This is a genomic window from Staphylococcus pasteuri (genome assembly GCF_003970495.1).
GTDB classification, from domain to species: domain Bacteria; phylum Bacillota; class Bacilli; order Staphylococcales; family Staphylococcaceae; genus Staphylococcus; species Staphylococcus pasteuri.
Map to the genome: position 1 here is coordinate 20,476 of NZ_RXWW01000057.1, position 12,117 is coordinate 32,592.

Consider the following 12,117-nt stretch of genomic DNA (forward strand, 5'->3'; position numbering starts at 1 on the left):
AATTGTTAGTTTTATAAAAAGTTAATATGAATATCTTAAATGTCTAGAGTTACGTTAACTCCATCTATTTAGAAAATTCAAAAAGTCTTGTGTACGGTCTTTAATATACCCAATACCAATTCCTATTAAACATAAAACAATTATTAAGATTGTTTTCCAAAAACCTAAAGTTAGGAATAATATAGCTATAAGTAAAAATGCTAAAAATCCAATGATTCTCCATTTAAAAGTTTTCAATATGTTAATAAGTTGTTGCGTAGAGTCTTGTCCATTTTGGTTATTATTGTTAGCCATGATATCCCTCCCTTACAACACTCTTGGACCAGAAGTTTTCTGATCTTTGACGTTTACTTCTAATTTTCTTACTGGCATTTCAGTAAAGTGTTCAACATTCTGTTTAATATCTGAACGAATACTTTCTGTTAAAGATGTAGCTTGTACATTGTTTGGTACAAAGAAATCTGCTTTTATATCAATAAATGATTTCTTTTTCTTATTGTACATTTTTGAGACAACATTAGGTTGTCTAACTTGATCGTATTTTGCAATAGTATCGTAAACAGTTTTTTCAACAGCTTTTCTTGATACATATACATGTCCATCATCAAATTCTTTATACAATCCAGGTTTTCGATACGTAGGTTTGAATATGCTTAATACTAATATTAAACCGATTAATATTAATAATCCTGCTAGCCCAATCAATAGTGGTTGGAACCAATTGAATTGTAAGAAGTAGTCTTGGTATTGAGAAATACGACTGTCTTTAACATACATAAACAATAAGAAACCAACAATGACTACGATAAGTAAGCCAAGGATAAAGTTTTTAAGTCTTTTCACCTCGTATGACACCTCCTCAATTAATATTTTACTTTTTAGTATCACACAAAATGAGTACCCTATCATAAATAAAGTAAAACCAATAATTTAAAACTAATTTATCAGTTTTAATATTTAATTAAGTACTACTTATATGCTTTATTCCCAATTAATTGTTATTGAAAACGTTTATTTCAAAAAATCTTAAAATATTTTTTATCTTTAGTATTATTAATTACTAATAGAACAAATACGTTTTACTGTTATTTCATAATATAATCTTTAAACTATATATTAACTAAAGAAGTCGATTGAATACTCGTGATATTCAATCGACTTTCCTTTAGACAACTTATTTTTATTCAATTTAAATATTAATGACTAACTTACCTATCATTGATTGACTCTCTAATATTTGATGCGCTTTATATAAATTATCTTCAGTTAGACCATTTAATACTTGTGTCGTAGTTGGTTGATAATGTCCCTGCTCTACTTTAATAGCTATATCTTTTAAATATTCATGATGTTTAATCATGTCGTTTGTTTGATGAATAGGTCTAGCAAACATAAATTCATGTGAGAACGTAATGCTTTTTGGCTTAAGTAAGTTTAAATCTTGTTTATCATTAAAAGCTACTATAGTTGCAATATGACCTCGTGGTTTAATCATATCAATCATTTTTTCATAATACATATCAGTATTAAATGTACAGAAGATATAATCTACTTCATTAATATCATGTTCTATCAGTTGTTGTTTTAAATCTTCTTTATGATTTAAAACAATATCAGCGCCCAAATCATAACACCATTTTTGGGTTTCTTCTCTAGATGCAGTTGTTATCACATGTAATCCGTAATATTTAGCTATTTGTATAGTGATACTTCCAACTCCACCTGCACCATTAATAATCAATAAAGACTTACCTTTATTATCGTCTGGATTAAATGAGATATTAAAGCAGTCGAATAATGCTTCTGATGCAGTGAGCCCTGTTAAAGGCAAACTCGCTGATTGTTCAGCTGAAATATTCTTAGGTGCGTGTGCAACTAAGTTTTCTTGTATCAATTGATATTCAGCATTAGAACCATGTTGATTCGGTGAACCAGAATACATCACAGTGTCTCCTACTTTGAACATTGTGACCTCATTTCCAACAGCTTCAACAGTGCCAACTGCATCAAAGCCTAGTATTCTTGGTGATTGTTCGACAGGCAACAGTCTTTGTTTCGTATCAACTGGGTTGACACTTATACTTTGTACTTTCACTAAAATATCATGTCCTGAAGGTGAGGGTGTATTCAACTGAAAAGTTTTAAACTGATTACCTTGATCTAAAGTAAATGGGTTTTCAAATCCTATTGCTTTCATATTAAGCCACCTCTATCAATATTTATAAATAAATATGAGCTTTGTTTTCTTTTAATTTTAAAGAATTTATTCAACATCTGCTACTTTAATTACTTGCTTACCGAAGTTATCTCCAGTAAATAAGTTTCTGAAAGCATTAGGAATTTTATCAAAACCTTCTTCAACTGATGTTTGTGTTTTAATTTTACCTTGTTGTACCCACTCTGCTAATTGTTCACTTGCGTTTTTGAAATCATCGGCAAATTCGGCTACTAAGAATCCTCTCATCATAGCTTGTTTTTTCACTAATGTTCCTTGAATTCTTGGACCAATGTCTTCTTCAGGGTGATTATATGCAGAAATAGAACCGCATACAGGTATACGCGCATGACGATTTAAATGTTTGAATACTTCATCACTAATTTGGCCGCCAACGTTTTCATAATATACATCAACGCCATCAGGTAATGCTTGTTCTAGATTGCTTGAAAATTGATTGTCTTTATAATCAATACCTGCATCAAATCCTAATGTGTCTGTTAGGTAAGATACTTTTTCTGGTCCACCAGCAATACCAACAACACGACATCCTTTAATTTTAGCAATTTGACCTACAACAGAACCGACCGCTCCAGATGCCGCTGATACAACAACGGTTTCACCTTCTTGTGGACGACCGATATCTAATAACCCATGATAACCAGTTTGTCCTGGCATACCTAATACACTTAAATATAATTCTAGCGGTACCTCTGTAGATGGTACAACTCGTACTTTATCACTAGTTACAGTATTATATTTTTTCCATGGTAATACGCCGGTAACAATATCAACTTGTTTAAATCCATCTACTTGTGATGCAGTTACTTGTGCTACAACATGACTTTCTATAGTTTGTCCTATTTCAAATGGTTGAACATAAGAATCTCCTTTAGACATTCTTCCACGCATATATGGATCCACTGAAATATATAATGTTTTTAGTTGTACTTCACCATTTTTAGGCTCAGTAATATCTATGTCTTCATATTTGAATGTATCATCTTGTGGCATACCTTCAGGGTATTTATTAAAAATAATTTGTTTATTATCCATGAAATCATCCTTTTTAATTATTGATAATATTTAAATACCTCAATTCAAGATGTCTAAATCATGCCAACTTAATTGTATAAGAAAATAAAATTTTAAATTAAGAATGAATCGTGTTACTGATTTCTTAAAAAATATAAAAAAGTACAATCTCTAGCTGTTTTCGACTTAACCGTTTAATTCTAACAATTAAGTACGAATTCATATCAGTTAGAAACTGTACCTTTTTTTATTTAGCCCATAAAAATTCTACGATTTCATCGGCAACTTTTTTATTTTCGTGTAATTGACTATGTTGAGCAGATTTACCTGTATATTTTGATTCTTTATAACTTTTAACACTATTACCAATTAAGTATTGAAGTGACTTTGATGAACTATTAGATACACGTCCATCCGAATGTGTACCGTCTTTTAAATCTCCGTATATATTCAATACCTTGATACCTTTATTTTTATAAATATTTTTCAGCGGTAATAATTCTTTAAAATTATCAGTCATTTTGTTTGGCTTACCATTTTTATCAACACTAATTTCATTTACTTTTTCATTTAGATTTAATACGCCGTTAAAAGTACCTGCTATATTAACCTCTTTATTTAATTGTGGTAACTTTTTATCTGTACCATACATTTTCATGAAATATGCAAAGGATAAGTTGCCCATTGAATGACCTACGAAATTGTATTTCTTTATTTCATATTTTGTCTTTAATTGGGATAAAACATTTTTAATATTTTTTGCGTTTTGTGATGTGTACCCATTTTTATTATCTTCCAATTCTATTTTAATAATAGGGTTTATAGCTTTTGACTTCATATGTCCTTTGAAGTTAACTTCACCATTGCTATCTACCTTAGCTGTAATTACATTTTGGGTTACACCCTGTTGAGTTGCTTGTTTTACCATAAACGTTTCAGACTTTTCGCTTCCACCATATCCATGTAAAAAGATAGTAGCCGTATGACTTTTTATAAAACGTTGATCGTTTACTTTAGTAGAATGATGTTGACGTGTAATCATCACTGTAGCAATTGCAATGAATGCGATGATTAAAATACTTATAATTAATAGCCATTTTGCTTTCATTAGATTACCTCTTCTATTTTATATATTCTATTAGTATATAGTATTTTTACAACCACCGCACATTAAAACAAGGCGCATTATTTTAAATACACCTTGTTTTTATAAGTTATTTTATTTCTCTTGTTTCAGCTACTTGTTTATACCAATATGCGCTTTTCTTCGGATAACGTTCTTGTGTGTCAAAATCTACATAGAATAATCCATATCGTTTTTCATAACCATTTGACCATGAGAATACATCCATTAATGACCATAAGAAATAACCTTTTACGTTAGCGCCATCTTTAATTGCATCAGCAATAACATTTAGATGTTGCTTAATGTAGTCAATTCTAGCATCATCATGAACTGTTTTTTCAGATTCAATAAATTCACCTTTATAGCCTAATCCATTTTCAGTGATATAGATTTTATGATAATTCGGATAATCTTTTACAACTCTCATAATTTGATCATATAAACCTTGAGGATAAATCATCCAATCCCAGTCCGTTCTAGGTACATCGACATCAAATTCTCTTTGACCAACACCTTTTAATTGGTACTTTGATCCACCTTTATCTCCAGTTGAATTATGTGTGATGAGACATTCACCATCATATGCTTTCATCCAATCGCTCATGTAGTAATTGATACCTAAAAAGTCATTTAAATCTTTAGCAGCGTCTAAGATTTGATAATCTTCTTCTTTAATATCTAATTTACCACCATTAACAGCTAAAATATGTTGAACACCTTCCATAGTTTCTCTTGAATATTTACCTAAATATGTTGCATCTAAAATAAATTTATTGTGAATGATGTCTTCTAATTCTGCTGCTCTAACGTCTTCTGGGTTGTTAGGATTTAATGGATATTTAGTCGGCAATGCATGTACAACACCAATTTCTCCTTTATAACCACCATCTTTAAATAACTTTACTGCTTTAGCATGTGCAACCATCATATTATGATGTGATTGAAATACTTTTCCGAAATCGTATGTAATTCCTGGTGGGAATTTTCCAACTAAGTATTGTCCATCACCAATAGGTCCAATTTCATTAAAAGTAGTCCAGTATTTTACTTCTGGAAACTCTTTGAAACAATATTCAGCATAATCTACAAAATATTCAATGGTTTTACGGTTTAAAAAATCACCATCTTTATGCAATACTTCTGGCGTATCAAAATGATGCAACGTAACAAATGGCTCTACATGACGTTTATGGCATTCTTTGAATAAATTATGATAGTATTCTACTCCTTTTGGATTAACTTCCCCAAATCCTTTAGGAAAAATTCTTGACCATGCAATTGATATACGGATACCATTAACACCAAACTTTTCACTTAATTCTAAATCGATTGGGTATCGATGATAAAAATCACTTGCTGGTTCAGCAGTATACCAATAATTTTCTTCTAGATAAGTATCCCATGCAACACGTCCTTTACCATCAGTTTGAGTTGCTCCTTCTGCTTGATATGCGGCAGTCGCTCCACCAAAAATAAAATCTTCAGGTAATTGTTTAGTCATTATGAAAAACGCTCCTATCTAATTTTCAAATTGTTTTTGTACAAATGCTAATGCTGCTTGTCCATCACGTGTTAAATTAATGTATTCGACACCTTGAGTTTTAACTAATTTAATACCTAATTTATCAGTGTCTTGTTTAATATCTTCAAAATTGGATGCTACTTGAGGTGCTAAAATGATTAATTGATAATCTTTCATAATATCGTTATGTGCACCATATCCTCCAGCAGCTGCTTTAACTGGAACATGATATTCTTCTGCTGCTTTATTAAGTGCATTAGCTAGTAATCCACTTGTTCCTCCCCCAGCACAAAGGACTAATACATTCGTTTGTTCTGTAATATTATTAGTTAAGTCAGGTGTTGACTCTGCTTCTCTATTAGAATGTGAAGCTAATATTGCATCTGCTTTTTTAGTATCAAAGTTAGCTGCTACTTTATCTTGTAATTCGCTATTACTTTCTTTATTACCAGCTTCTTCTTCTAAAATTTCATTATCATAAACTTTTAAGAATGGATAATAAATAATAATATCCACAATAATTAATACTAATGCTAAGACAAATGATAATAATGCAAATTGTGTACCCATGACGATACCTAAAGGTGCCGGTGTAGTCCACGGTAAATTAACAGAAAAACTATTCATCCCTAATACATCTACGAAAAATTTAAAGATCCATACGTTAACAATTGGTGTTAAAACAAATGGAATAAAGAATACAGGGTTTAATACTAAAGGTGCACCAAATAAAATTGGTTCGTTAACACCAAAGAATGTAGGTACCACAGACGCACGACCTATAGCTCTATTTCGTTTAGATTTAGCTATCCACATAAACATAAATGGAACTACTAATGTTGCACCTGTACCACCCATAGTTACGATAAACATTTGAGTACCAGAGGTAATAACATTGTCTGCGTGTTCACCCGCTTGAATTAACTTAAAGTTTGCTTCAATGTTTGCATATGTAATAGCTGCAATAGCTGGCTCTACAATAGATGGACCATGTATACCAACAAACCAGAACAAAGCAAATGCACCAAAGATAATTGTGATTCCAATCCATCCGTTTGCTGCAGTAAATAATGGTTCGAATACTTTAAGAACCGCTGCCGCAACATTAGTTTCGATTGTTGCTCTAACAGTTAAATCAAATCCATAAAGAATTAAAATGACTGCTGAAAATGGAAAAATATCTTTAAATACTTGAGATATGTTTGGAGGTACTTCTTTAGGCATTTTGATAGTAATATTACGTTTAATAAAGAAGTTATAAACAATAACAGTTACAAATGCAGAAATAAACGCTGTTAATAAACCTTTTGTTCCTAAAAATGCGTTTAAGAATCCACCTTCTTTAGCAGGATCTGCTGCTAAGAATAAAAATCCACAAATTGACGCAAGCATAGTAGAAATAAAGTTAATTTGATTCGTACTTTCTAACTTGCGGTTATATGAATCTGTTAAAGATTTGGCAGTTGTTCCAGCAACTAATAATGCTACAAGACCCATTGTGTAGTTATAAGGCTTCATTAAAATGCCTTCCATCTCTTTATCCCACTTAAAGCCAAATACATTCGGTACAAATGCAATCAATAGGAATAAACTTGAAAATAAAATAACAGGCATTGCTGATATAAAGCCATCACGAATGGCTCTTAAATAAATATTTCTCGATAACTTTTCAAAAAATGGTTTACCCTTTTCAATTTGAGCAATTAACTTTTTCATCAAGGTCTTCACCCTCTTTTATATAATTCAATTAAATGTGACATCACATCTTTTAATAATATAGTTGTCATTAAATGGTCTTGACCATGCATCATTGTCACACTATATGCGATATCCTCTCCTTGGGCTTCTTTAGCCAAAAGACTTGTTTGTGCTTTGTGCGCGTCTGCAATAAGACCTTTTCCTTCTTCAATTAAAGCTTCAGCTTTATCGAAGTCTTTATTTTGTGCAGCAGTCAATGCTTCTAAAAATTTAGACCGTGCATCTCCTGCAAAAGCAACTATTTCAAAACCAATTAATTGTACTTCTTCTCTATTCATGAGCGATATACTCCCCTCAATTTAAATTATGTTATTTCCAAGATGTCGCTGTTTGAGTTAGTACTTTGTTAAGATCATCTATATTTTTAAATCCTGTTGTTCTTAACCATTCACGTGCAGCGGCTTCACCTTGTTCAATATATACTTGAACTGCACCAGCCCATGTTGCACGACCGCATAGTACACCATTAAATTTAGCCCCTGATTCATGTGCAAATTTTAATGTTTCTTGGAATAATTCTGCAGAAACACCTGCACTTAAATAAATGTATGGAAGATTCGTTGATGCTTCTTGATTTCTAAAATGTTGAGCCGCTTCTTCTTTGGTATAAACAACTTCTCCATCAGTAAACCCTTCAACATATTGCATATTTACTGGTACTTCAACTTTTAGTACGTCCACATTAAAACGTGGTTCAGAGAATAATTTCATAGCTTCGTTAACCTTTCTAGGTTTAACTTTTGCGTATTCAACACTGCTATTATCTGAAATATTGTCATCATATGATAAAACTTCTAAGAAAAATGGGATATCTTCTGCAACGCATTCAGAACCAATTCTTTCAATATATGCTTGTTTTTGAACATTGATATACTCATCATCATCAACGTCGTAGTAAAGTAAGAATTTGACTGCATCCGCGCCTTGTTCTTTTAAACGTTTAGCTGACCATTCAACTAAACAGTCAGGTAAGCGACCTTTAGCATTTACGTCATAACCTGTTTTTTCATATGCTAATAATAATCCGCAGTTTTTATTTCTAGCTTCAGTAGCTGGTAAACCATATTCTGGGTCTAATAAAATAGATGATGCATATTGTGTAAGTTCTTCAGCTACAAGTACTTTTAATTTTTCAATTTGTTCAACTGTTGGTTCAGTTGTTTGGAATTTAGACATCATTCGCTTTAAAGCACCACGTTGGTCAAATGCTAATGCTGAAATAACACCATTTTCATTACTTAATTGTGAAATTGCTGTCGTTTTATTTTGAGTTTTTACCATTATTTACACCTCTAATAATTCAATTTGATGATATAATTCGTCATAGTTTTTGATATTGACATATCCTGTACGTGATTCTTGAGTATTGAGCATACCTAAGGTGTTAGCTTTTTTGAGAAGTTCATCATCACTTTCATTGTTTAACAATGCAGAAGCTATACCGGCAACTGTAGAATCTCCAGAACCAACTGGATTTAATACTTTAATAGAAGGTATGTTGACTTTGTAATATTGATTATGATGCTTAGCGAACATACCCTTTGCTCCTAATGAAACAATGACCCATTCTATATCTTTGAATAATGAATCATTTACTGCTTGTTTTAGCCCATCTATACTTTCATCAACAGGTTGACCTAATAACTGATATAGTTCATCAATATTGGGTTTTATAACAGTTGGCTTATGTAATCCTTTTAAAGAAGATACTAATGTTTCTCCAGAGCTATCTAGTATTAATGGAACCTGTTCATCATGACATTTTCCAATAATCTTCAAATAGTAATTGTTATTTAAACCTTTAGGTAGACTTCCTGAAATAACAACCACTTTAGTTTGTCGAATCAATTCATCAACGTGTTCTAAGAAGTTTTGTCCTTCTTTTTTACTAATAGTTGGCCCTTTTTCCAAAATTTCCGTTTGCTTACCTTGATGTAAAATAGCAATACAATTTCTAGTAACATCTTTAATTTTGAAAAAAGAATGTTTAATATGTGAGTCTTCTAATTGTTGTTCAATAAATTCGCCCAGTTGACCACCGATTAATCCACTAGCTATAACTGATTCGTTTAGTTGATTCAATACTCGAGTTACATTGAGTCCTTTTCCGCCAGCAGTTTTATCAATGTTCGATACTCGATTCACAGTATCAAGCTGAAAATCTTCAATAGCATATGAAATATCTACAGACGGATTTAAAGTTAGTGTTAATATCATATGTGTCTTCCTTTAATCGTGATATTCGCCTTTATCCCATTTTTCTAAAAATTCATTAAAGAAATTAGGGTTCGTTTGGTCTTCGTTATGTGTTTCTAAATGTTTAATTTTCGCAATTAATTTTTCATTTTTTTCAGAAGGTTTATACTCTGCTTCAATGAAGGCTTCGATAATGTCACACATTAAAAGTTCACCAATGATTTTACCTCCAAAACCAATGACATTTGCATTTAGCTCTTCCTTGGCATAAAGTGCAGAAGTCATATCTCTTACAAGTGCGGCTCTAACACCTGGTACTTTATTAACTGCATTGTTTATACCAACACCAGTTCCACAAATACAAATACCTAGATCCGCATTCCCACTTGTTACTTGTTCACCCACTTTTTTACCAAAAATTGGGTAATGAGTTCGCGCGAAATCATATGTTCCTACATCGATAACTTCGTGACCTTTTGATTTCAAAAACTGTGAAACTTCCATTTTTGTATCAGTTACAATATGATCGCAACCTAATGCTATTTTCATTGTTAATCCTCCTCTAATTAGCACATTTTATTAAGCATATCTACGCGTATTTGGTGACGCCCGCCATCGTAGTGTCCATTAACAAAACCTTTAACTACATTTTGTGCCAATGTGTCCCCTACGATTTCTGAACCTAACGTAATCATTTTTGAGTTATTATGACCTCTTGTCATATATGCAGATCTTTCATCTGACACTTCCGCAGCGATCATACCTTTAATTTTTGTAGCAACCATAAAGCTCCCAACTCCGAACGCATCAATTGCGATTCCTAAATTGTCATCATTCTTTTGTACTTCTTTAGCAATGGCAAGTGTAGAATCTACAAAATCTAAATCTTTACCTTCAGTAACGTCTAAAATATCAAAATTACTTTCTACTAAATATGTTTTAATTAAATCTTTTAAACGCTTACCATCCACATCTGATCCAATTATGATTGTCATAGCAATTCTCCTTATCAAATATAGTCATTAAAAGCATCTTATATATATTTAAAGAAAAGGCTTTCAAATCTTTACGTTTAAATTATAAACTTAAACCAACATAAATTCAACATAATATGTTTGTATTTTGTTTGAATTAAACACTTTTCCAAACATTTGTAGCTAAATATTCGATTTTTCACAGAAAAATGTTTTATTATGTTGAAATTCGTTTAATAAGTAATTATTTCAAACAAAAAACCTCGAATCGTTTGATTCGAGGTCATTTATTCTGAAAGTAATATATTATTCTACTACTTCTATATATGTTTTAATTTGTTCTAGCTTCTCTTGATCTTGATTATCCATTATAACTGCGGTCAGATCATCCAAGTGACAAATTGAAGTAAAATCATTTTTTCCTATTTTGGTATGATCTACTAGTAAATATTTTTCAACTGAATGTTCTACTGCAAGTTGCTGTGTGTAGGCTTCATCTAAAGAAGACGTCATAACACTACCTTTATTAACACCATTACTACTAAAAAACATTTTACAAAAACGAAGCTTTTCTAATACTGAGTTTGCCATTTCACCTACAAATGCTTCTGTTAAATGTCTCATTTCTCCACCTAGTAAATAAACTCTGAAATTGGTTGTTTGTTTCTCTAATAATATCTTATAAACGGGCAAACAATTTGTTATCACCGTTAAAGAATGATGGTTTATTTCTTCGGCAAGAACTTCAATCGTCGTTCCTGGTCCAAAAAATAATGTATCACCATCTTCAATTAAACTGGCTGCTTTTTTAGCAATATATCTTTTTTCTTCAATTTGGTGTGTGTGCTTTTCTTTATGTGACATTTCTTTATATTGAAAATTTGAATTACTACGTGCTCCACCATGTATTTTCGTTAAAACACCTTGGTTTTCTAATTCAACTAAATCTCTTCTTACTGTCATATCAGAAACATTTAAACCTTCAACGATTTCATTGGTCCTCACTGTTCCTTTTTTATTGACTAGCTTAGCAATCTCATCTAAACGTTCGTGCTTATTCACTAAATAAATACCTCCTTACATTAGGCCAGTGTCATCATTCAATTTCCATCTTTTATCAATATTCATGATTATTCAATAGTAAAAATACTGAATCTACCTAATCATTTACTAATTTTAATTGTATGCAAAATACATTGTTCAACTGTATTTTAATAGTATGTATAAAATCACTTCAATATCTTTAACATTATTACTATAATATATAAATGTAAAGAAGTCATATGTTAAA

At 31.3% G+C, this 12,117-nt stretch carries 13 protein-coding genes; all 13 read right to left on the reverse strand.

Features of this window, described 5'->3' with window-relative positions; genetic code table 11:
• Positions 1-54: 54 nt before the first annotated feature.
• Positions 55-294: a DUF2273 domain-containing protein gene (locus tag CD121_RS08000; RefSeq protein ID WP_002450482.1), complete on the reverse strand. Its 240-nt coding sequence runs from the start codon at positions 292-294 to the stop codon at positions 55-57.
• A gap of 12 nt (positions 295-306) precedes the next feature.
• Positions 307-843: an alkaline shock response membrane anchor protein AmaP gene (gene amaP / locus CD121_RS08005; RefSeq protein WP_017638481.1), complete on the reverse strand. Its 537-nt coding sequence runs from the start codon at positions 841-843 to the stop codon at positions 307-309.
• 346 nt (positions 844-1,189) lie between these two features.
• Positions 1,190-2,197 (reverse strand): zinc-binding alcohol dehydrogenase family protein, encoded by a 1,008-nt coding sequence (locus CD121_RS08010; RefSeq protein WP_126567855.1) that lies wholly within the window; start codon positions 2,195-2,197, stop codon positions 1,190-1,192.
• A 66-nt stretch (positions 2,198-2,263) separates the two neighbouring features.
• The gene (locus CD121_RS08015) at positions 2,264-3,271 is read right to left on the reverse strand and encodes an NADP-dependent oxidoreductase (protein WP_126567858.1); all 1,008 of its coding nucleotides are present in this window, start codon (positions 3,269-3,271) and stop codon (positions 2,264-2,266) included.
• A gap of 226 nt (positions 3,272-3,497) precedes the next feature.
• Positions 3,498-4,358 carry an alpha/beta hydrolase gene (locus CD121_RS08020; RefSeq protein ID WP_126567861.1) on the reverse strand — a complete coding sequence of 287 codons (861 nt, stop codon included), beginning with the start codon at positions 4,356-4,358 and terminating at the stop codon, positions 3,498-3,500.
• 106 nt (positions 4,359-4,464) lie between these two features.
• The gene (gene lacG / locus CD121_RS08025) at positions 4,465-5,877 is read right to left on the reverse strand and encodes a 6-phospho-beta-galactosidase (RefSeq protein ID WP_126567864.1); all 1,413 of its coding nucleotides are present in this window, start codon (positions 5,875-5,877) and stop codon (positions 4,465-4,467) included.
• 18 nt (positions 5,878-5,895) lie between these two features.
• Positions 5,896-7,617, reverse strand: a complete 1,722-nt coding sequence (locus CD121_RS08030; RefSeq protein ID WP_124760853.1) for a lactose-specific PTS transporter subunit EIIC — start codon at positions 7,615-7,617, stop codon at positions 5,896-5,898.
• A gap of 5 nt (positions 7,618-7,622) precedes the next feature.
• On the reverse strand, positions 7,623-7,934 hold the full coding sequence (locus tag CD121_RS08035; protein WP_023373578.1) for a PTS lactose/cellobiose transporter subunit IIA: 312 nt from the start codon (positions 7,932-7,934) through the stop codon (positions 7,623-7,625).
• Between the two features lie 31 nt (positions 7,935-7,965).
• Positions 7,966-8,937, reverse strand: a complete 972-nt coding sequence (gene lacD, locus CD121_RS08040) for a tagatose-bisphosphate aldolase (RefSeq protein ID WP_017638475.1) — start codon at positions 8,935-8,937, stop codon at positions 7,966-7,968.
• Positions 8,938-8,940: 3 nt separating this feature from the next.
• Positions 8,941-9,873 carry a tagatose-6-phosphate kinase gene (gene lacC / locus CD121_RS08045; protein WP_126567866.1) on the reverse strand — a complete coding sequence of 311 codons (933 nt, stop codon included), beginning with the start codon at positions 9,871-9,873 and terminating at the stop codon, positions 8,941-8,943.
• 12 nt (positions 9,874-9,885) lie between these two features.
• The gene (lacB, locus tag CD121_RS08050) at positions 9,886-10,401 is read right to left on the reverse strand and encodes a galactose-6-phosphate isomerase subunit LacB (protein WP_017638473.1); all 516 of its coding nucleotides are present in this window, start codon (positions 10,399-10,401) and stop codon (positions 9,886-9,888) included.
• Positions 10,402-10,418: 17 nt separating this feature from the next.
• Positions 10,419-10,847 (reverse strand): galactose-6-phosphate isomerase subunit LacA, encoded by a 429-nt coding sequence (gene lacA / locus CD121_RS08055; protein ID WP_017638472.1) that lies wholly within the window; start codon positions 10,845-10,847, stop codon positions 10,419-10,421.
• A 285-nt stretch (positions 10,848-11,132) separates the two neighbouring features.
• The gene (locus CD121_RS08060) at positions 11,133-11,888 is read right to left on the reverse strand and encodes a DeoR/GlpR family DNA-binding transcription regulator (protein ID WP_017638471.1); all 756 of its coding nucleotides are present in this window, start codon (positions 11,886-11,888) and stop codon (positions 11,133-11,135) included.
• Positions 11,889-12,117 lie beyond the last annotated feature (229 nt).